This window comes from Mesorhizobium sp. WSM3879 (genome assembly GCF_002294915.1).
GTDB lineage: Bacteria > Pseudomonadota > Alphaproteobacteria > Rhizobiales > Rhizobiaceae > Mesorhizobium.
The window spans coordinates 635,231-656,737 of sequence record NZ_NSFZ01000002.1 but is presented as its reverse complement, the minus strand read 5'-3'; the positions used below and the strand labels follow the sequence as shown (position 1 = coordinate 656,737).

Annotated in this window: 17 protein-coding genes; 10 read left to right on the top strand and 7 right to left on the bottom strand. The window is 64.4% G+C overall.

The features are described from left to right. Positions 1–85 precede the first annotated feature (85 nt). On the bottom strand, positions 86–352 hold the full coding sequence (locus CK218_RS06445; RefSeq protein ID WP_066997543.1) for a sel1 repeat family protein: 267 nt from the start codon (positions 350–352) through the stop codon (positions 86–88). A gap of 435 nt (positions 353–787) precedes the next feature. Here CK218_RS06445 and CK218_RS06440 point away from each other — a divergent pair, with 435 nt between their 5' ends. From CK218_RS06440 to CK218_RS06425, 5 genes are all read left to right on the top strand, one after another. Then, positions 788–1,129 (top strand): DUF2147 domain-containing protein, encoded by a 342-nt coding sequence (locus tag CK218_RS06440; protein WP_066997546.1) that lies wholly within the window; start codon positions 788–790, stop codon positions 1,127–1,129. Between the two features lie 201 nt (positions 1,130–1,330). Further along, positions 1,331–1,483 (top strand): hypothetical protein, encoded by a 153-nt coding sequence (locus CK218_RS30500; RefSeq protein ID WP_164747131.1) that lies wholly within the window; start codon positions 1,331–1,333, stop codon positions 1,481–1,483. A gap of 32 nt (positions 1,484–1,515) precedes the next feature. Next, positions 1,516–1,710 carry a hypothetical protein gene (locus CK218_RS06435; protein ID WP_067321018.1) on the top strand — a complete coding sequence of 65 codons (195 nt, stop codon included), beginning with the start codon at positions 1,516–1,518 and terminating at the stop codon, positions 1,708–1,710. A 127-nt stretch (positions 1,711–1,837) separates the two neighbouring features. Continuing rightward, the gene (locus CK218_RS06430; protein WP_245299647.1) at positions 1,838–3,298 is read left to right on the top strand and encodes an AMP nucleosidase; all 1,461 of its coding nucleotides are present in this window, start codon (positions 1,838–1,840) and stop codon (positions 3,296–3,298) included. Between the two features lie 138 nt (positions 3,299–3,436). Then, positions 3,437–4,447 carry an endonuclease/exonuclease/phosphatase family protein gene (locus CK218_RS06425; RefSeq protein WP_095827238.1) on the top strand — a complete coding sequence of 337 codons (1,011 nt, stop codon included), beginning with the start codon at positions 3,437–3,439 and terminating at the stop codon, positions 4,445–4,447. Positions 4,448–4,491: 44 nt separating this feature from the next. On the opposite strand, the gene CK218_RS06420 is transcribed toward CK218_RS06425, so the two are convergent. Both CK218_RS06420 and CK218_RS06415 read right to left on the bottom strand, forming a co-directional pair. After that, positions 4,492–5,085: a DUF922 domain-containing protein gene (locus tag CK218_RS06420; protein ID WP_066997555.1), complete on the bottom strand. Its 594-nt coding sequence runs from the start codon at positions 5,083–5,085 to the stop codon at positions 4,492–4,494. A gap of 168 nt (positions 5,086–5,253) precedes the next feature. Further along, positions 5,254–6,933 carry an electron transfer flavoprotein-ubiquinone oxidoreductase gene (locus tag CK218_RS06415; protein WP_095827200.1) on the bottom strand — a complete coding sequence of 560 codons (1,680 nt, stop codon included), beginning with the start codon at positions 6,931–6,933 and terminating at the stop codon, positions 5,254–5,256. 251 nt (positions 6,934–7,184) lie between these two features. On the opposite strand from CK218_RS06415, the gene CK218_RS06410 reads away from it, so the two are divergent. From CK218_RS06410 to CK218_RS06400, 3 genes are all read left to right on the top strand, one after another. Continuing rightward, complete coding sequence (locus CK218_RS06410; RefSeq protein WP_066997558.1) at positions 7,185–7,823, top strand: hypothetical protein; 639 nt, start codon at positions 7,185–7,187, stop codon at positions 7,821–7,823. Between the two features lie 68 nt (positions 7,824–7,891). Beyond that, entirely contained in the window at positions 7,892–8,815 is a 924-nt protein-coding gene (locus CK218_RS06405; RefSeq protein ID WP_095827199.1) for a uracil-DNA glycosylase, read from the top strand. A 91-nt stretch (positions 8,816–8,906) separates the two neighbouring features. Next, positions 8,907–9,719 carry a helix-turn-helix transcriptional regulator gene (locus CK218_RS06400; RefSeq protein WP_095827198.1) on the top strand — a complete coding sequence of 271 codons (813 nt, stop codon included), beginning with the start codon at positions 8,907–8,909 and terminating at the stop codon, positions 9,717–9,719. A 2-nt stretch (positions 9,720–9,721) separates the two neighbouring features. Here the strand turns inward: CK218_RS06400 and CK218_RS06395 are convergent, their stop codons facing one another. Further along, positions 9,722–10,669, bottom strand: a complete 948-nt coding sequence (locus tag CK218_RS06395; protein WP_095827197.1) for a DMT family transporter — start codon at positions 10,667–10,669, stop codon at positions 9,722–9,724. Between the two features lie 152 nt (positions 10,670–10,821). Here CK218_RS06395 and pepN point away from each other — a divergent pair, with 152 nt between their 5' ends. Both pepN and CK218_RS06385 read left to right on the top strand, forming a co-directional pair. Further along, on the top strand, positions 10,822–13,467 hold the full coding sequence (gene pepN, locus CK218_RS06390) for an aminopeptidase N (protein WP_095827196.1): 2,646 nt from the start codon (positions 10,822–10,824) through the stop codon (positions 13,465–13,467). A 177-nt stretch (positions 13,468–13,644) separates the two neighbouring features. Next, positions 13,645–15,966: a PAS domain-containing sensor histidine kinase gene (locus tag CK218_RS06385; protein WP_095781549.1), complete on the top strand. Its 2,322-nt coding sequence runs from the start codon at positions 13,645–13,647 to the stop codon at positions 15,964–15,966. 48 nt (positions 15,967–16,014) lie between these two features. Here the strand turns inward: CK218_RS06385 and CK218_RS06380 are convergent, their stop codons facing one another. From CK218_RS06380 to CK218_RS06370, 3 genes are all read right to left on the bottom strand, one after another. Then, positions 16,015–18,993, bottom strand: a complete 2,979-nt coding sequence (locus tag CK218_RS06380) for a bifunctional [glutamine synthetase] adenylyltransferase/[glutamine synthetase]-adenylyl-L-tyrosine phosphorylase (protein WP_179294442.1) — start codon at positions 18,991–18,993, stop codon at positions 16,015–16,017. Continuing rightward, complete coding sequence (locus CK218_RS06375) at positions 18,993–20,468, bottom strand: HAMP domain-containing sensor histidine kinase (RefSeq protein WP_095827195.1); 1,476 nt, start codon at positions 20,466–20,468, stop codon at positions 18,993–18,995. The genes CK218_RS06380 and CK218_RS06375 overlap by 1 nt, the downstream gene beginning before the upstream one ends. Before the next feature lie 96 nt (positions 20,469–20,564). After that, on the bottom strand, positions 20,565–21,239 hold the full coding sequence (locus CK218_RS06370; protein WP_066997584.1) for a response regulator transcription factor: 675 nt from the start codon (positions 21,237–21,239) through the stop codon (positions 20,565–20,567). Between the last annotated feature and the right edge of the window lie 268 nt (positions 21,240–21,507).

The window sequence follows — 21,507 nt, the reverse complement described above, 5'->3', positions numbered from 1 at the left end:
GACCTGCCGCGTTCTTGGTCTGGTTAACCGGCCGTCTTTTTGCGGCCTTGTCCCTTTAAGAGCTTTCGGGCCTTACCCCGCAAAATCAGTGCATCGTCATCCATTCGCGCGCTTCGCGCAGCGCCTTGGCGATCTCGGCCTTCGACATCGATGCCGACAATTCCGAGCGCAGCTCGGCGGCGCGGAGCGATCCCTTGATCGCGGCGATGTTGAACCATTTGTGGGCGGCAATGACGTCGGTCTCGCAATCGCGGCCGGTCGCATACATCATGCCCAGTTCAAAAAGAATGTCGGCCTGGGCAGTTGCCCCCATGGCGCCGAAGCCGGCTTCAAGCATTTCAAAGCGTGCCATTTCAATCCCCTGTCTGCTCCCGAGAGCTGCCTCCTTCTGTCCCTGGAAGTCCCCTGGGCGGGCCGCTCTTTCGATGCTTTCGAGGATGACGGCTCGCCTTGAATCCGTCGTTAAATGGCTTGCTTAATTTGAAGAAAACAAAGCTAAAACAAGAGGTAAACGCGAAGAACCGTTAAGCATAGGAATCCAGCAATTCAGCCGATCTGCGCCAAATTCGTCGAAAATTTGGGGCGCGGGAATCAAGACTTCGCTAACCACGGAAACCGAAGCCTTTTTCGCCATCCGTTCATTTTCAACGATCGACCCGGCCAAAATCCTTGCAAGCTTCCGTCGGGGCACGGCTTTCGTTTTGGCGATGGCTGGATTAGCTTTACGTTTGCGTAAGGGACAGAGAGGCGGAACGAGGCCCGCCGGAACCCTAAAGGGAGGACAAGCATGTTTCGAAAAGTCAGCCTGGCCCTGGCGGCCACCTTGATGATGGCAGGCGCCGCGTCGGCCGACCCGATCGAGGGCAATTGGAAGACGCAGGCCGGATCGACAGCGGCGATCGCCGGCGGCGGGGCGTTTTCCATCACGCTCAAGTCCGGCAAATATGCCGGCAAGACGATCGGCTCCTTCAAGGCGGCCGGCGACAACAAGTACACCGGCACCATAACAGACCCGGAAACCGACAAGACCTATTCCGGCAAGGCGACGCTTTCCGGCACCTCGCTAAAGATGAGCGGCTGCGTTCTGGGCGGACTGATCTGCAAGACCCAGACCTGGCACAAGCTCTGACAGTCGAACGGATGACGATGCAAAAACGGGGCCCGGCGCCCCGTTTTCCTTTTGAGCGCCGTTTCTGAGCCTGGACAAGGCACTTCGCAGGCCTTCGGCCGGTCATGACCCCATCAGCCAATTTGAACCGCAGATGAATATTGGTCTCAGAACCGGTTCAGAGGCGTTCGGGCATTCTCCTCGCCATCGAAGGAGAGACCAATGCTTGTCCGCCGCTTCACCATCGTCTGCCTGCTGATGAGCCTGTTCGGCATGTTCTTCGCCATCCTCGTGGCCGAAGCCGGCCGTCCGGCGCGCTCACCGCGAATGGCCGATACCTGCCGGCTGGACTGCATGAACCATTTCGGCCGCTGAAACGACCAATACTCGAAACCGGAACGACCACCATGAACCGCATCGCTGCCTCCACCCTCAAAGCTCTTCGGCTCCTGCCGCGGGCGATGCTCATCCTGATGGTGCTTGCCGCTCCTGTGCTGGCGGTGCCGATGATGCGCGCCGACGCCGGTTCGGTCATCGAGGCGCCAACGCCGAAGAAGGCAGGCATCGGCTTCGTGCTGCTGGTCAGCCTGCAGCGTGGCTGACACGGCCAGAGAAAAATACTCCGCAAGGCGGGCTTCGCGCCCGCCTCCCCCTCCCAAGCGCTCTTCCAAATCCCTATATTGGGCCATGGAAAAGCGAATCTACCCCCAAGCCATCGAATCGGTCGTCATGCCGGAGCCTTTCGGCAGGCAGAGTTTTGACGACGCCAAGAAGGCGGTCGCGGCGCTGGAGGCGCTCTACGACCGCAACACCAAATTCCTGCGCGATTCCTTCGCCAAGCTCGCCGCCGGCGGCGACGAGAGCAGGCGCTACCGGGCCTTCTATCCGCAGATCGGCGTCACCACCACCTCGTTCACGCAGATCGACTCGCGCCAGGCCTACGGCCATATGCCGACGCCCGGGCATTTTGCCACCACCATCACCCAGCCAAAGCTGTTCGAGAACTATCTCGTCGAGCAGCTTCGGCTCATCATGCGCAATCACGGCGTCCAGGTCACGGTGTCGGAATCGACGACGCCGATCCCGCTGCATTTCGCCTTCCTGGAGGGCACCTATGTCGATGGTACGGCTGCCGAGCGGATCAGGCGGCCGATCCGCGACCTGTTCGACGTGCCGGATCTCGACGGCACGGACGACCAGATCGCCAACGGCACTTTCGAGGTCGCGTTCGGCGAGCCGAGGCCGCTGGCGCCGTTCACGGCCCAGCGCATCGACTATTCGCTGCACCGCATGACGCACTACACGGCGACCAGCCCGCAGCATTTCCAGAATTTCGTGCTGTTCACCAATTACCAGTTTTACATCGACGAGTTCGTGGCGCGGGCCCGCGAGCTGATGGAGAGCGGCGGCGGCGGTTACAGCGAATTCGTCGAGCCGGGCAACCTCGTGACCAAGGCCGGGGCCGGCGCGGCGAGCGAAGGCACCCCGCCACAGCGCCTGCCGCAAATGCCGGCCTACCATCTGAAGAAGTCGGGCCATGGCGGCATCACCATGGTCAATATCGGCGTCGGCCCGTCCAACGCCAAGACCATCACCGACCATATCGCGGTGCTTCGGCCACATGCCTGGGTGATGCTCGGCCACTGCGCCGGCCTGCGCAATACGCAGGCACTGGGCGACTATGTGCTGGCCCATGCTTATGTGCGCGAGGATCATGTGCTCGACGACGACCTGCCGGTCTGGGTGCCGATCCCGCCGCTGGCCGAGATCCAGGTGGCGCTGCAGGAAGCGGTCGCCGAGGTAACGGGACTTTCCGGCTACGATCTCAAGCGCATCATGCGCACCGGCACCGTCGCCACCATCGACAACCGCAACTGGGAACTGCGTGACCAGCGCGGACCGGTGCAGCGCCTTTCGCAGTCGCGCGCCATCGCGCTCGACATGGAATCGGCGACGATCGCCGCCAACGGCTTCCGCTTCCGCGTGCCCTACGGCACGCTGCTGTGCGTCTCCGACAAGCCTTTGCATGGCGAACTGAAACTGCCCGGCATGGCGACGGAATTCTACAAGCGGCAGGTGGCGCAGCACCTCACCATCGGCATCAGGGCGATGGAGAAGCTGGCCGAAATGCCGATGGAGCGGCTGCATTCGCGCAAGTTGAGAAGCTTCTCCGAGACTGCTTTCCAGTAGCCGGGGCAACTCATCGTCTTGCCCGGGCCGCAATTTTGCCGATAAGCAGGCCTGAGCGAGACTATGTCGCTGCAAAAAGATGCCGGCGACATTCAGCAGAACACGACTGACATGACAACAGGCGGCGCGCGCTCAAACATGATGGCTGGGGTGGCATTCCTGGCGATGACGGCACTCACGGCCGCGCTGCTGGCCGGATTCCTCGGCGCGCTGCATCCAGCCCTCGATTCGTTCTCGCATTTTCGTATTCATCTGAGCGTGCTCACGGCGCTGCTGGCGGTGGCGCTGCTTGCCAGTTCGTACCGGCTGCAAGCGGCAGCAGCGCTGCTCTTCGCCCTCGCCTGCCTTGCCACGACGGCCAGCGCACTGCCCAGGTTGTGGCCGCAGCAGGCGGTCGCCAAACCTGCCGACCGTATCGTCTACAGCCTGCTGCAGATCAATCTTCGCTTCGACAATCCGACACCCAAGAAGGTGCTGTCGCTGATCGGCCGCACCAATCCTGACGTGATCACCCTCGACGAGGTGTCGGGAATGTGGACGAGAGAGCTCGGCTATATCACCGGCGCCTATCCGTACCGCATCCTCTGCCCCTACCCCAACGGCGTATTCGGGGTCGCGCTGCTCTCGCGACGGCCTTTTGCCGCCGGCACGGCGCCGCATTGCGAGCCGCGCGGCGCGATGGCTACCGCCACGATCGATTTCGGCGGCACCGGCGTCGATGTCGCGGCAATCCATTTGAGCTGGCCGTGGCCGCGCGAGCAGTACTGGCAGATCGGCGAGCTGGCGGAGCCGCTTGCCGCGCTCGGCGAAACCGCCATCATGGCCGGCGACTGCAACGCCGCGCCGTGGAGCGCTGCGGTGCGTCGTGTCGCCTCGCTCGGCGGACTGAGCGTTATGCCGTCGGCCGGGCCGACCTGGATCCATCGGAAGCTACCGGATTTCATCCGGCGCTTCGCCGGCCTGCCGATCGACCAAGTGTTCAGCAAGGGCGCCGTGACCATCCACTCGGCGACGCGGCTGGAAGACGCCGGGTCCGACCACTTGCCGGTGCTGATCGAGTTCTCGTTGCGGTCCGACGGCCGACAGCCCGAGCACGAGCATCAGTCGGCGCTGGCCGCAAACGCACAACTTGGCAAGACGGGCAGTTAGCGTCGCATTGCTTCCCGCCGCATCGCCGGTTTCTGCTTGTGCCGCTAGGGCCTGATCAAAGCAGCGACCAGGTGCTCGACATGACCGCCTTCGCGGTGCTCGCGGGCATCGAAGGCATTTTGCCTGGCCTCGTATTCGGCATAGACGGCCTGGATGCGCCGGCGCGCCTCGCTGCGCGCCTTGTAGCAATAGGGGTCGTTAGCGACCCTAAGACCGGTGATCGAGCGATCGGTGACGCGCATCATTTCCCGGGCAATGCGGCCATGGGTTCCCTCGTGGGCGCGCACGCCGGCGAAGAACCGGTTCCAGCGCTTCTTCAATGCAGGCGTGGCTGGCGACGCCAAGCGGGGGAAAGTGTAGAAGAGACTGAGCGTTCCGTTTGCCTGCCGTATCCGGCACGAGCCCTTGTCCTGGATAACGCCAAGCTCCCAGTCGGCCGTATAGGCGGTCTGGGCGATGGCATGCGTCATGAAGCCGTGCTTGGGACCTTTGCTGCCCATCGCCTCGATGAGCGCCGCGCCCGAATTGCCGGCAATGTCATAGGTGCGCGTCTGGACCAGCACCCTGGTGCCGGCCGAAGCCTGCGGCGCGCAGAGCGCGCCGAGAGCGACAAGGCATGTCAGAACCGCCATGCGCATAACCGTCTCCTCCCTATCCTTAGGGAAAGGGAACACAGGCAGGCAGCGGATTCAACAGCCTTGAGGTTGCGCCGTCGCAACCGGTATTGCTCGTAGGTGCCGCCTGTTACCCGGCTCTCGCCAGCCGCAGGATGGCGGCTGTCGAGCCGGCCCGGCCAGACGTGGGGCTCACATGCCTTGGTAGACCGGCCCCTCTCCGCCTTGCGGGGGTACCCAATTGATGTTCCGGTTCGGGTCCTTGATGTCGCAAGTCTTGCAGTGGACGCAGTTCTGCGCGTTGATGACGAAGCGCACATCCTTGGCGGACGGATCGGCGGCGGCGTTGCCGTCCTTGTCCACCCACTCATAGACGCCGGCCGGGCAGTAGCGGGTCGATGGCCCGGCAAACACGTCGTGCTCGGAACGCTGCTGCAGCGCCATGTCGCCGACGATGAGGTGCACGGGCTCATTTTCCTCATGGTTGGTGTTGGACAAAAACACCGAGGAGAGCCGGTCGAAGGTCAAGACGCCATCCGCCTTCGGATAAGCGATTTTCTGGTGCTTGGAGGCGGGCTCGAGCGTCGCATAGTCGGCCTTGCCGTGCTTCAGCGTGCCGAAGGGCGAGAAGCCGAACAGCGTGTTCAGCCACATATCGAGACCACCGATGCCGACACCGACGATGGTGCCGAAGCGCGACCACAGCGGCTTCACGTTGCGCACCTTCTTCAGGTCCCTGCCGATGTCGCTGCCGCGCCAGGCGTCTTCATAGGAGGCGAGCTCGTCATTGGCCCGGCCGGCGGCAATGGCGTCCGCGACATGCTCGGCCGCCAGCATGCCGGACAGCACCGCATTGTGCGAGCCCTTGATGCGGGGCACGTTGACGAAGCCGGCCGCGCAGCCCATCAGCACGCCGCCCGGGAATGAAAGCTTCGGCACCGATTGCCAGCCGCCCTCGGTAATGGCGCGCGCGCCATAGCCGATCCGCTTGGCGCCCTCGAAGGTGCCTCTGATCGCCGGATGAGTCTTGAAGCGCTGGAATTCCTCGAAGGGCGAGAGCCAGGGGTTCTTATAGTTCAGATGGACGACGAAGCCGACCGCCACCTGGTTGTCTTCGAGATGGTAGAGGAAGGAGCCGCCGCCGGTTTTCATGTCGAGCGGCCAGCCGAAGGAGTGCTGCACCAGCCCCGGCTTGTGGTTCTCAGGCTTGACCTGCCAGAGTTCCTTGAGACCGATGCCGAATTTGCCGGGCTCGCGGCCGTCGGCAAGCTGGTATCTGGCGATCAGCTGCTTGGCCAGAGAGCCGCGCGCGCCCTCGCCGATCAGCACGTATTTGCCCATCAGCGCCATGCCAGGGGCGTAGGCCGGGCCATGCGTGCCGTCCTTCTCGACGCCCATGTCGCCAGTGATCACGCCGGCCACGGCGCCGGCTTCGTTGTAGACAAGGTTCGCCGCGGCAAAGCCCGGATAAATCTCGACGCCGAGCGCCTCGGCCTTGGTCGCCAGCCAGCGGCAGACATTGCCGAGCGAGACGATGTAGTTGCCGTGGTTGTTCATCAGCGGCGGCATCAGGAAGTTGGGCAGGCGGAAGGACCCGGCGGGGCCCAGCACCAGGAAATGATCGTCGGTGACAGGGGTCTTGAAAGGGTGCCCTTCCTCCTCGCGCCAGCCCGGCAAAAGGCGGTCGATGCCGATCGGGTCGACGACGGCGCCGGACAAGATATGGGCGCCGACCTCGCCGCCTTTTTCCAGCACGACGACGGAAAGGTCGGGGTTGAGCTGCTTCAGACGGATCGCCGCGGCAAGGCCGGCCGGACCGGCGCCGACGATGACCACGTCGAATTCCATGCTCTCGCGTTCGATTTCGCTCATCTGCCCCTCGCTGGCTTGCCCTATTCTCGCATTTTGCTGGCTCACGCGCTGCATAGCGCATCAATTCGCGACGCGAAACCGGCGCTGACGTGACAAAGCCGATTTCGACAAAAAGTCGCGGTGTTCCATACGAAACGGCCATCGGACAGGCGACGGCGAAGCATAGGCCAGGGCCATGCAGTTGGAAGGCCAGGCCCGTCCGGCACGTTTTTAATTGTTCGACGGCTTGCTTATCGGCAATACTTGGCCCCATGCGCACTCCCGAGCCAACCGGCTTTTCATTGAAGCGCTTACTCTTCACGCCCGGCGTGCTCTGCCGCGCGGTTCTTCCGCTCCTCTTTTCGCTCGGCGCGGCCCAGGCCGATCCGCAGAAAGTCTGGGCGGCCGGCGCCTACTCCTTTTCCGACGAGCTCGGCGGCTTCCGCATCACCGGCGCTTCCGGAATCGGCACCAAGGATGACCCGCTGGTCATCACCGAGGAGCTGAATTCGGCGACGCCAGTGACGCTGACCATCCGCGCGATCAGGCCGATCGAAGCCTTCGGCAGGGCCGGCAACGTGGCCAATGGGGTTATGTACATGCGCATCGACGTGCTCAACAACAGCTCCCTGCCCTGGGTCGAGTTCCAGTTCGAGCTGCAGGAAATCCTCGACCAGCCGAGCGTGTTCGGCGACGGTCTCTCCTTCGACCAGCGCAACAAGAGTCCCGACAACATCGTCTCGAGCAACTTCGCCGATTTCGACCGCCAGTTCGAACCCTATGACCGGCTCTTGTTCAAGAACGGCAAGGTCGACCCGCTGAAGACGGCGACGTTCGAGTTCCTGATCACCGACTACACGCCGCGCTGGACATTTTTCCTGGTGCAGGATCCGCGCATACCGACGGGCTGACAGACATTGCGCTGAATGGCGAATTCCGAGCGGTTGCAAATCTTTGCCGCGCGGACGATGGTGGCGCCATGACTGCCGCCTCCCCCAACAACCCGATCGATATCGCAGAGCTGCTGGCCTTCTATGCCAGCGCCGGCGTAGACGAGGCGCTGGAAGACACGCCTGTCAACCGCTTCGCCGAGGCCAGGCCGAAGCAAGCCGAGCGCGCGCCTGCGCAGGCGGCCACCGCGCGTGAAAGCATGCCCCTGGAGCGGCCGGCATCGGAGCCCGGATTGGAGGCGGGCCGGGCGGCGGAACGGCCGGCGGCATCGACGGGACTTGACGCAAGCCAAGTGCCCGATGCGCCGCGGCGCCCGACGCTCACCACCGCCACGGTCCCCGACGAGGGGCAGATCAAGCTCGCGCGGCAGCTGGCGGCGAGCGCCTCGACGCTTGACGAGCTGCGTCAGCAGATGGCGGCGTTCGACGGCTGCAATCTCAAATTCACCGCCAAGAACCTGGTCTTCGCCGACGGCAACCCGAATGCCGACCTGATGCTCGTCGGCGAGGCGCCGGGCCGCGACGAGGACCTCGAAGGTCTGCCCTTCGTCGGCCGCTCCGGACGGCTGCTCGACAGCATGCTGGCAGCGATCGGCCTCGACCGGACATCGGCCTATATTGCCAACGTCATCTCGTGGCGCCCGCCGGGCAACCGCACGCCGACGCCGCACGAGACCGAGATCTGCCGCCCGTTCATCGAAAGGCAGATCGAGCTGGTCAATCCGAAGGTGCTGGTCAATCTCGGCGGCCCTTCCGCCAAGACGCTGCTCAACACGACCGAGGGCATCCTGCGCCTGCGCGGCAATTGGCGCGTCCACACCACCCAGTCGGGCATTGCCATTCCAGCGATGCCGACGCTGCATCCGGCGTATCTGCTTCGCACGCCTGCACACAAGAAGCTGGCGTGGCGCGATTTTCTCGAGGTGAAGGCGAAACTGAGGGCGTCGGGGTGAAGCACCTCCCCTTCTCCCACAACAAGGGAGAAGGGGAGCGATAACCTCTCAGGTAATTGAATTACTCCCCTCGCCGGCCTACTCATCCCCCATGACAACACCCGACGTCTCCGCCGGCAGCCTCATTCGCGAGTGGCGCACGCGCCGGCGCATGAGCCAGCTCGACCTCGCCATGGAAGCCGATATCTCGCAGCGGCATCTCTCCTTCGTCGAAAGCGGCCGCGCCCAGCCTTCGCGCGAGATGGTGCTGCATCTGGCCGAGCAGCTTGCCATTCCTCTACGCCAGCGCAACCAGCTTTTGCTCGCGGCCGGCTTCGCGCCGACCTTCAGCGAAAGGCCGCTGACCGATACGACGCTGGCGCCGGCGATGGCTGCGGTCGAGACGGTGCTCAAGGGCCACGAGCCCTTCCCGGCGCTGGCGGTCGACCGGCACTGGAACCTCGTTTGCGCCAACGCGGCGATCGGCCCGTTCCTGGCCGACGTCTCGGAGCCGTGGCTGCTCAAGCCGCCGGTCAATGTGCTGAGGCTCAGCCTGCATCCCGGTGGCGTCGCGCCGCGCATCGTCAACCTCGCGGAATGGCGCGCGCATCTGCTCGAGCGCCTCAAGCACCAGAACGACGCCACCGGCGACTCCATGCTGATCGAGTTGGAGAAGGAATTGCGCGGCTATCCGTCCGGGCTGAGGAGCAGCCGGCCGGCGCCGGTCGAGCCAAGCGGCATCGTCCATCCGCTCAGGCTCGCGCATGGCGATCAGGTGCTGTCCTTCATCAGCACGATCACCGTCTTCGGTACGCCGCTCGACGTGACGCTGTCGGAGCTGGCGATCGAATCCTTCTTCCCCGCCGACGACCAGACGCGGACCGTGCTGGTGCGGCTGGCGAAGGAGCGGACGGCCGCTTCGTAGGCTTACCCCTGCGGCGGCGTCGCCCTTCGGGTGCGCGTGCGCTCGAGGCCAAGTTGCCTTTCGCGCCAGATGATGAAGATGCCGGCGGCAACCACAATCACGCCGCCGATCAGCGTGTTGAGCGACGTCACATCGCCGAACACAAGATAGCCGATGACGACGCCGAGAATCATCGAGCTATATTCGAAAGGCGCCACGACCGAAGCCTCGGCGTGGCGGTAGGCGGCCGTCATCAGGATCTGACCGAGCCCGCCGCAGAAGCCGGCCATGACAAGCAGCGCGGCTTGCATCGGCGTCAGCATCTGCCAGCCGAAAGGCAGGGTGAGCAGCGCCAGCACGCTCGCCGTCGAGGAAAACCACAGCACGATGGTCGCCGTCTTCTCGGTCTGCACGAGATTGCGTACCAGAAGCATGGCGACGGCCGAGATCGCCGCGGCGATCAGCGCCGCCATGACGCCAAGCACCTCCTGGTCGTCGAGCGCCTCGTCGGAATTCAACAGCGTCAGTTCCGGCCAGGAAACGATCAACAGGCCGACGAGGCCGAAGGCGACCGCGCTCCAGCGATAGACGCGGATCGTCTCGCCCAGGAAGATCGAAGAGAACACCACGACCAGCAGCGGCTGGGCATAATTCAGCGTGATCGCTTCGGGAAGTGGCAACCTGGTCAGCGCGAAGAAGCCGAGCCCCATGGCGCCGACGCCGACGACGCCGCGCGCGATGTGGTTGAACGGCCGTTTCGTGGTGAATGCGGTGGCGAGCTGTCCCTTGAAGGCCAGAAAGGCGATGATCGGCAAGATGGCGAAGAAGGAGCGGAAGAAGACGATCTGTCCGGCGGGCACGGCGCCGGCCGCCTTGATACAGGTCTGCATGCCGACAAAGACCGCCACGGAGACGATCTTCAGCGCAATGCCGCGCAGCATATTGTGGCCGACGGCATGATCGACGGTCATCTTGCCTCGTGACGATGGTCGGAAAACGAAGCCCAGAAATAGACCTTGGCGCAGTTTTGTCGAGTGACCGTTTGGTGTAAAGAGCGCGGACTTTAGAATTCCCCCACCAGCAAAGCCTGCTGCCCACCCGAATTGATAGGAAAAACGACGGAATGCGCACAGATACCGGCCATGTCTTCAAGCTCGAAGACTACCGCCCCAGCGACTATCTCATTCCGCGGACCAGCCTCGATTTCCGTCTGTCTCCGGATGCCACCCGCGTCACTGCCGTGCTCACCGTCGAGCGACGCCAGGGGGTCGCCGCTTCCGCGCCGCTGGTGCTCGACGGCGACGGGCTGAAGCTGCTCGGCGTTGCCATCGACGGGCAGGTTCTCCCGGAAGCCGACTATCAGGCTACGCCCGACCAACTGACCATTCCGACGCCGCCGGCGGCACGGCGCTTCGAGCTTCGTCTCGAGACCGAGATCGCGCCGTCCAGCAACGAGTCGCTGATGGGCCTTTATCGCTCCAACAATGTCTATTGCACCCAATGCGAAGCGGAGGGGTTTCGCCGCATTACCTATTTCCTCGACCGTCCAGACGTCCTCTCGGTCTACACCGTGCGCATCGAGGCGCCGCACGCCGAGGCGCCGCTGCTGCTGTCCAATGGCAACCCCGTAGAAAGCGGGGCGCTCGCGGATGGCCGGCACTATGCCGTCTGGCACGACCCCTTCCCGAAGCCTTCCTATCTCTTTGCGCTGGTGGCTGGCGCGCTCGGCAAGGTCGCGGGAAGCTTCACCACCCTATCCGGCCGCAAGGTCGAGCTCGGCATCTATGTCGAGCCCGGCAAGGAGCGGCTCGCCGGCTACGCGATGGATGCGCTGAAGCGCTCGATGAAATGGGACGAGGAGGTCTTCGGCCGCGAATACGACCTCGACGTCTTCAACATCGTCGCCGTGTCAGACTTCAACATGGGCGCCATGGAGAACAAGGGCCTCAACATCTTCAACGACAAATATGTGCTGGCCGACGAGGAGACGGCGACCGATGCCGATTTCGCCAACATCGAGGCGATCATCGCGCATGAATATTTCCACAATTGGACCGGCAACAGAATCACTTGCCGCGACTGGTTCCAGCTCTGCCTGAAGGAAGGGCTGACGGTTTACCGCGACCACGAATTCTCGGCCGACCAGCGCTCGCGCGCGGTAAAGCGCATCGCCGAGGTGCGCACGCTGCGCGCGCATCAGTTCCCCGAGGACCAGGGGCCATTGGCGCATCCGGTCAGGCCGCGCCGCTACCGCGAGATCAACAACTTCTACACTGCAACAGTCTACGAGAAGGGCTCGGAAGTGGTGCGCATGATCCGCACCATCCTCGGCGCGGAGACCTTCCGCGCCGGCATGGACCTCTATTTCGAGCGGCATGACGGCGAAGCGGCGACGATCGAGGACTTCCTCAAAGTGTTCGAGGACGTTTCTGGCCGAGACCTCACGCAGTTCGCTCTCTGGTACCATCAGGCCGGCACGCCGAACCTGACGGTGAGTTCCTCCTACAATGCGGCGGCCAAGGCATTGACGCTGGAGATCGAGCAGTCGGTGCCGCCAACGCCGTCTGAAAGCCGCAAGCGACTGATGCATATTCCCCTAGCCTTCGGCCTAGTCGGCGCCGGCGGCAAGCCTGTCGCCTGGACAGCCGTCGATGGCGCCACCGTCGAGGACGGCATCATCCATGTCCGAAAGCGGCGGCACACGGTGCGCTTCTCGGGGGTTTCGGAGCGGCCTTCGGTGTCGCTCAACCGCGACTTCTCGGCGCCAATCACGCTCTCGGTGCAGCAGAAGGCCGACGACCAGTTCTTCCTGGCCAGCCATGACAGCGATCCTTTCTCGCGCTGGCAGGCCTTCAACACGCTGCTCACCGACGCGCTCATAGCAGCGTTCCGCCAGCTGCTGGGCGGCAAAGAGTCGGCCTTCGACGCAAAGCTCGCCGAGCTTGCCGGAAGCATTGCCCGCGACGAGACGCTGGAGCCGGCCTACCGGGCGCTGGCTCTGTCGCTGCCCGGCGAGGCCGATATTGCGCGCGACATCGGCCAGGGCATCGATCCCGACGCCATTTTCGCCGCCCGCGAGGCGCTGGCGCGGACGATTGCCATGGCGAACCGCGAGATCTTCTCGGCCCTTTACGCCAGCCTGGCCGACAACGGTCCGTTCACGCCCGACTCGGCAAGCGCTGGGCGCCGCGCGCTGCGCAACATCCTGCTCGATTACCTGTCGCTCCTGCCCGAAGGCACGGCGCTTGCCGCGCGGCATTTCAACGCCGCCACCAACATGACCGACCGCGCCGCGGCGCTGACCGTGCTGGCACACCGTCATGCCGGCTCCGCGCAAGCGGAGGAGGCACTGTCGGCCTTCGAGATGAGATACCGCGGCGATGCGCTGGTGCTCGACAAATGGTTCCAGATCCAGGCCGGAGTGCCGGGACCGCTGACCGTCGAAAACGTGCGCGCGCTGATGCAGCACCCTGCCTTCTCGATCGCAAATCCGAACCGGGTGCGCTCGCTGATCGGCACCTTCTCCAGCGCCAACCAGACCGGCTTCCATCTCGCCGACGGTCAGGGCTACCGCTTCTTCGCCGAGACCGTGCTGGAGGTCGAGAAGCGCAACCCGCAAGTGGCAGCACGGCTGGCGACGGCGCTCAGGTCCTGGCGCTCGCTGGAACCGGTCCGGCAGAACAAGGCAAGGCAGGCACTGCTGCAGATCGCGAACGCCGACAACCTGTCGGCCGACCTGCGCGACATCGTGGAGCGGACGCTGGTGTGATTAGCACTCTTCCCCCCTGGTGGGGGAGATCAGCAGTTTCGACGAATTTCAATCAACTTTTAATCTTTTTTGGCCGCGCCTCTGGACAAGGCGAATCACCTTTGATTCCTTATTGACGATTCGGACGTGCGGCGTAGCCGGATCGTCAAGTATGCGGCAAATCGGGGAGTGCCATTTATGGCGAAGACGGACGCGTGGGGCGCGCCCGGAGGGAGAGCTTTTGCGCGTCGCGAGGCAAGGAGCGGCGGGCCTGCCGGCAATGCGCGTCTGATCGCCGAACCCGCCTACCAGCGGCTGCTGGCGGCGGAACCGCTGCTGCGCCGCTCCATCCCCGCACTGATCATCATCTTCCTGATTGTCATCGCCGCACTGCGCTTCCTGTCGCTGGTGAACGACCGCGACGAGGTCGAACGCGACGCCAAGTCGGTGCTGGCGTTAGCCGCCGGCCAGATGGCACAGGCGATTGCGGCCGACCCGAACGCAGCCGGCGTGAATGCGACGGACCTTCTGGAGAAGACCAGCCGCCAGGGCGCCATGGGCCGCAGCCACGTGCTGGCCATCACCGACGGCGCTTTCAAGATCGTCGCGGTATCGCCATTGTCGACCGGCTGGCAGGGACGCTCGCTGGACAGCCTGGTGCTCGGCGGTCAGCCGCTGTTCATGTTCGGCGACCGCGCCGGCGTTATGGATGTCAGCATCGGCGGCAAGGACTGGTTCGCCGCCGTCAGCCTCACCGGCGACCGCAACAACGCCGCGGCGGTGCTGGTGCCCAAGGAGGCGGTGTTCGACAGCTGGCGCAAGACGGTGTCGCTCAACGTCACGTTGTTCGTGCTGACGGCCGGCGTGCTGATCGTCATCCTTTACGCCTATTTCGGCCAGGCGGCGCGCGCCCAGGCGGCCGACCGCATCTATCTCGAAGCGCATCAGCGCATCGACATGGCGCTGGTGCGCGGCCGCTGCGGGTTGTGGGACTGGGACATGGTGCGCGGCAAGATGTACTGGTCGCGCTCGATGTACGACATGCTGGGCTACGAGCCTTGCGATACGATGCTGTCCTTCGGCGAGGTCGACGAGATCATCCATCCCGACGACGGCGACCTCTTCGAGCTCGCCAACCGCATCGTCGAGCGCGAGATCGACCATATCGACCAGGTGTTCCGCATGCGCCACGCCGACGGGCAGTGGGTGTGGATGCGCGCCCGCGCCCAGGTGATCGACCCGGAAGCGCCCGAGATCCAGCTGATCGGCATCGCCGTCGACGTCACCGAGCAGCGGCATCTCGCGCTGCGCTCGGAAGCGGCGGACATGCGGCTGCGCACGGCGATCGAAAACATCAACGAATCCTTCGTGCTATGGGATGCCGCCGAACGGCTGATCATGTGCAACTCCAAATTCCAGCAGGACAACGGGCTCTCGGACCGCGACGTGATGCCGGGCGCAACCCGCGACATGCTGGAGGAGCGCATGCTCGCCTTCGCCTCGGAGCGCAGGCTGGCCAACGCCAACGGGCCGCATGGCGGTGTGACGCTGGAGCGCCAGCTCGCCGACGGACGCTGGCTGCAGGTCAACGAGCTCAGGACCAGAGACGGCGGCATCGTCTCGGTCGGCTCCGACATCACCCAGATCAAGCTGCATCAGGAAAAGCTGGTCGACAGCGAGCGCCGCCTGATGGCGACCATCCACGATCTTAGCCTCGCCCGCCGGGCCGAGGAGGAACGCGCCAAGGAGCTTGTCGAGCTCAATCGCAAATACATGAAGGAAACCGAGCGCGCCGAGGCCGCCAACCGGGCGAAGTCCGAATTCCTCGCCAATATGTCGCATGAACTGCGCACACCGCTCAACGCCATAATCGGCTTCTCCGAGCTGATGCAGCAAGGCCTGTTCGGACCGCTCGGTTCCGAGCGCTACGAGGAATATGCCAGCGACATCAACGGCAGCGGCAAATACCTGCTCGGCGTCATCAACGACATTCTCGACATGTCGAAGATCGAGGCCGGCCAGTTCTCGCTTGACCGCGAGGAAATCGACCTCTGCCCGCTGATCAGGGAAACGGTTCGCGTCATCTCGCTGCAGGCGGCGGAGAAGTCGATCACGGTAGAGACGCGCATCGCCGATGCGATGCGGCTCTACGCCGACCGCCGCGCGATCAAGCAGATCGCAATCAATCTGCTCTCCAACGCGGTGAAGTTCACCGGACAGGGCGGCAAGATCACGGTCAGGGCGCGCAGCGCCTCAGGCGCGCTGGTGCTCACCATCGAGGACAATGGCTGCGGTATCCCGAAGCAGGCGCTGAGCAAGCTCGGGCGGCCGTTCGAGCAGGTGCAAAACCAGTTCTCCAAGAACCACACCGGTTCCGGCCTGGGCCTCGCCATCTCGCGTTCGCTCGCCGAACTGCAGGGCGGCGCGCTGAAGATTCGCTCCACCGAAGGCGTCGGCACGATCGTGTCGGTCCGCATCCCGCTGAAGAAGGCGCCGCCCATGGTCAAGGTGGCGGCTTAGTTGGCGCGCTGAAATTCGAAACGCCGGCGCCAGGAAATGACGCGTGGATTAACCTCGCGAGATCGACGCTCCCGCGCGAAGCAGAAGGTCGAAATCCTTCCGAACCTTCCGCGACGTCTCCTTGAGATGCGCTTCGAGCACACCGAAATCCGGCAGGTCGGTGGCCGCCAGAAGCAGATCAGAAAGCCCCGGCGGAACATCGTCGCGCTGGAACTCGCCGGTAAGGCAGAGCCTGATCATCTGGGTCAGCGCGAGATAGAGCCTCCAGGCCTCGCAAAGCTCCTGCCGAACATCAGGCGCCGCGTAACCGGGGGCCAGTCGCGCCAGCACTTCCGCCGTCGCGGTTGCCCGCCTACCAGCCTCGACCGCGCCGGTGATGACCGCGACCTGGGCGATGAATTCAAGGTCGATCAGGCCGCCGGGGATCAGCTTGATGTCCCAGAGATCGCGCGGCGGCTTTTCCGTGTAGATCAGCGCCCGCATCTCGGAGGCATCCGCCTTCACCTTGGCGCCGTCGCGCGGCTGGGCGAGAACCGCCGCAACCTCGTCCTCGACCTCGGCGCAAAGCGCTGCGTCACCGCCGATGGCGCGTGCTCGTGCCAGCGCCATATGCTCCCAGGTCCAGGCATCCTGCCGCTGATATTTCTTATAGGCGTCGATATGGGTGGCGACTGGCCCCTTGTTGCCGGAGGGGCGCAAGCGGAGGTCGAGCTCATACAGGACGCCTTCGGCCGTCGGCGCCGAGACGGCGGCGATCAGCCGCTGCGTCATGCGGGTGTAGTAGTGTGAGGGCGCCAGCGGCTTCTCGCCATCGGAGTCTTCCGCATCCGAATCGTGGTCATAAAGCAGGATCAGATCGACATCCGAGCCGGCAGTGAGCTCGCGGCTGCCCAGCTTGCCCATGCCAAGCAGCGCGACCCTGCCCCCGGCAATCCTGCCATGGCGCAACGCGAACTCGGCGATGACCGCGTTGAGCGCCGCTTCAATCGTGAGGTCGGCCAGGTCCGAGAAGGCGCGACCGGCGCGCGCGGGATCGATGGAGCCTGCAAGCAGCCGCACGCCGATCAGGAATTTCTGCTCGGACGCGAAGATGCGCAGCCGGTCAAGCACATCCTCATAGGCGCGGTCTCCCTCGATGAAAGCCGCAAGCCGCGCGGAGAGATAGGCACGGTCGGGCAGTTCCGCGAGCAACGCCGGATCGAGCAGACCGTCGAACACATGCGGACGGCGCGTGATGATGGCGGCGAGCCGCGGGGCGGCGCCCATGATCGTCGCCATCAGCTTGAGCAGTGCCGGATTGGACTGCAAAAGCGAGAAGAGCTGGATGCCTGCCGGCAGCCCCGCGAGAAACTCGTCGAAGCGGATCAGCGCCTCGTCGGCGCGGCGCGTCTGGCCGAAGGCTTTCAGCAGCGCCGGCGTCAGTTCCGTCAGCCGCTCGCGCGCCTCCGCCGACTGGGTGACGCGGTATCGGCCGAAATGCCAGCCGCGAATGACACGGCAGATGTCGCTCGGCCGCTGAAAGCCCAGGCGATGCAAGGTCTGCAGCGTGTCGGGATCGTCGACATCACCGGTGAAGACCAGATTGCCGACGCCGGCCGACAGTTCGGGTGCCGTCTCGAACAGCGCCGCATAATGGCGTTCGACCTGCTGCAGCGAGGCGCGGAAAGCTTCCGCGAATTCCGCCTCGCCGGTGAAGCCGAGCATCAGCGCGACACGCTCCAGTTCCTCGTCCTCTTCGGGCAGGACGTGCGTCTGCTCGTCGGCCACCATCTGGACGGCATGCTCGACACGGCGCAGAAACCAGTATTGCCGGGTGAGCGCATCGCGCGCATCGGCGGTGATCCAGCCGCGCGCGGCGAGCGCGTCCAGCATTGGCACCGTCTCGCGGCCGCGCAGCTCCGGGAAGCGGCCGCCGGCAATCAGCTGCTGCGTCTGGACGAAGAACTCGATCTCGCGGATGCCGCCGCGGCCGAGCTTGACGTTGTGGCCTTTCACCGCGATCTCGCCGTGACCCTTGTGGGCATGGATCTGGCGCTTGATCGAATGGACGTCGGCGATCGCGGCGTAATCCATGTATTTCCGCCAAACATAGGGCTGCAATTCCTTGAGGAAGGCCGAGCCCGCGGCAAGGTCTCCGGCCACTGGCCGCGCCTTGATCATGGCGGCGCGCTCCCAGTTCTGGCCGCGGGCCTCGTAGTAACGAAGCGCCGCCTCGACCGGGATCGCCAGCGGGGTCGAGCCGGGATCGGGGCGCAGCCTCAGATCGGTGCGGAAGACATAGCCATGCTCCGTGCGGTCCTGCAGGATGCGCACGAGACGGCGGGTGAGGCGCGAGAACAGCTCCGTCGCATCGAGCGGATCGACCACCGCCGGCGCCTCCGGATCGAAGAAGACGACGAGGTCTATGTCGGAGGAAAAATTCAGCTCATGCGCGCCGAGCTTGCCCATGCCGAGCACAATCCAGCCCGAGCCGCGCGCCGGGTCTTCCGGATGGGGCAGCTTGAGCTTGCCCTGCCCGTGCGCGTCGAGCAGCAGGAAATCGACGGCGGCGCGTGTGCAAGCATCCGCCAGGTCGCTCAGACGGCGCACCGTCAGCGCGGTTTCGGCTTCGCCGGACAGATCGGCCAGCGCGATCAGGAAATGCGCTTCGACCTTGAACTGCCTGAGTTCCATCATCAGGCTCGATTCCGAAACATTGTCGGCCCGCGCAGCGCGATCGACCGCCTCGCCGATCTCGTTGAGACGCGCTTCGATCGTCTGGTCGAACAGCGTGTCGAGAATGGCCGGCCGGCGGCGGGCCGTATCACGCAGGAACGGCGACAGGTCGAAGATGGCGGCGAGCAATTCCTGCAGTGCTCCCTGGCCGGCGAGGAACGCGGCCAGACGCGGAAGGCCGTCTTGCTCGGCCGCGTCAGCGATCTCGGACAATTCCCTCCGGGCATGGTCGCCGCCGAGCGGGCGAAGCGCCAGCGTCGGTTGGAGTTGCCATTCCGTATCGATCTTCTTTTTTGCCATCCTGGCCGCCATCAATGCGTCTCCCGGGCCGGGAAACTCATGACTACGGACAATCCGGGATTGGCGGGCAGAAGATCAAGCCTGCCGTTATGGAAAGTCATGATCGCCTTGGCGAGGCTAAGGCCCAGACCCGAGCCCGGCTGCGAACGGCTCTTCTCCAGCCGCACGAAACGCTCGGTGACCCTGGCGCGGTCGGCATCGTCGGGAATGCCAAGGCCATTGTCGGAAACGGCGAGCTTGACCTCGCCGCCGATGCGCTCCAGCGTGACGCGCACTTTCGGGCTCTCGGCGGCGCCGGTCGAGTATTTGATGGCGTTGTCGACGATGTTCGACAGTGCCTGGCCGATCAGCTCGCGATTGCCGTTGATGGTCACCGCTTCCGGCACCGCGGTTTCCAGCACGACGCCCGCCTCTTCCGCCACCGGCTCGTAGAGCTCGACGACATCGCTCACCGTAGCGGCGAGGTCGACCGGGCCGGTTGTCTCGGAGGAATAGCCGGCCTCCAGCCGCGAGATCATCAGGATGGCGTTGAAGGTCTTGATGAGCTGGTCGGACTCGGCGATCGTTCCCTCCAGCGCCTGACGGTAGTCCGTCGTCTTGCGCTTGCCGGCAAGGGTGGCTTCGGCGCGGTTGCGCAGCCTGGTCAGTGGCGTCTTCAGATCGTGAGCGATGTTGTCGGAGACCTGCTTCAGCCCCTCGTTCAGCATGGCGATACGGGCAAGCATCGCGTTGAGGTTTCCGGACAGGCGGTCGAATTCGTCACCGGCGCCGGTCACCGGCAGCCGTCCGCTGAGATCGCCGCCCATGATGCGGCGGCTTGCGTCGGAGACGCTGTCGATGCGCTTCAGCGCGGCGCGCCCGACGAAGAACCAGATCAAGAGGCCGCCGAGCCCCATCATGCCCAGCGCAAGCATCAGCGCGCGGCGGATGACGGCGCGGAAGCGCTCGGGCTCGCCAAGATCGCGCCCGACCAGCAAGATCATCTGATTGGGCAGTCGCAGCACCAGCGCGATAGCGTTATGGCCTTCTTCGCCTTCCGACCGAGCGCTGCTGTCGCCCGGGGACGGCGCGCTCTGATCGGTGCCACCACCACGCAACCGGTCGAGTTCGCCCTCACCGAAGCGATGGTACGAAAAGGGCTCCGTCGTCCAGCCCTCGGTTTCGATGATTCCCGGCTCCAGGCTCTGCACATTGCCGGTCAGGATCTGGCCGTTGGCGTCGGCGATCAGATAGAGGTTGGCGCCAGGCTGGCGCGAGCGGGCTTCAACCACGCGCACCAGCAACGGCAGGCCGCCATTTTTGTATGCGCGAGCCAAGCCGAGGATCTCGTCATTGATCGTGTCCTGGGTCTGCGCCGTCAGCATGCGCGCCGAGAGCGACGTCATGTAAAAGACGAGCAGCACGGCGCAGAGAGCGAAAAGCAGAAGGTAAAGCGCCGAGAGCCGGGCCGCCGTCGTCTTCATGATGGCCGGCAGGGAAAGAGCCATGTGCGTCTAGATCAGGATGACGATTGGCTGCACGGTAACCCCTTGTTGCAGCATCTTTTCCGAAACGTTCCCTGACTTTCGGTTTGGGATCATGCTCTAGCCGCCTTTCAGCATGTAGCCCGCGCCGCGGATGGTGTGCAGGATCGGTTTGTCGAAACCCTTTTCGATCTTGCCGCGCAGGCGCGAGACATGAACGTCGATGACGTTGGTCTGCGGATCGAAATGATAGTCCCAGACATTTTCCAGCAGCATGGTGCGCGTCACCACCTGGCCGGCGTGGCGCATCAGATATTCCAGCAGGCGGAACTCGCGCGGCTGCAGCGTGATCTCGCGGCCGGCGCGCTTGACCGAATGCGACAGACGGTCGAGCTCGAGATCGCCGACGCGGTAGACGGTCTCGGTTTCCCGGGCGCCGGCGCGACGGTTCAACACCTCGACGCGGGCAAGCAATTCGGAAAAAGCGTAGGGTTTGGTGAGATAATCGTCGCCGCCGGCGCGCAGCCCGGTGACGCGGTCGTCGACCTCGCCCAGCGCCGACAGGATCAGCACCGGCGTGGTGTTGCCGCGCGAGCGGAGCGCTGCGATCACCGACAGCCCGTCGCGGCGCGGCATCATGCGGTCGACCACCATCACGTCATAGTCGCCGGCGTCGGCAAGCGCGAAGCCGGTCTCGCCGTCCCCGGCGACATGGGCGGTGTGGCCCGCCTCGGCGAAGGCTTTCTGCAGGTAGTCCGCAGCCTCGCGGTCGTCTTCCATGACGAGAATCTTCATGGAGCCGTTATACGCGATTTCACTGGAAGGTTGAGGGGCAGCCATGACTCAGCGCCTTTGCGTTCGCCAGCCGCATGTCGTGATCCCAGACCGGTACCCACTTGCGGGCACCGTGCTTGGCAAGCGGCAGCGGGTGATGGGAAACCCGCTGCCGCAGGAGCGAAACACGGTGACTGACTGACGTGCTCGGCCCCATGTTTTCCCGGCGGCGGCTCGGGGGTGTTGAAACCGCCGCAAGGAAAAGTCGCTGAGCAATTCCAGGAAAGGC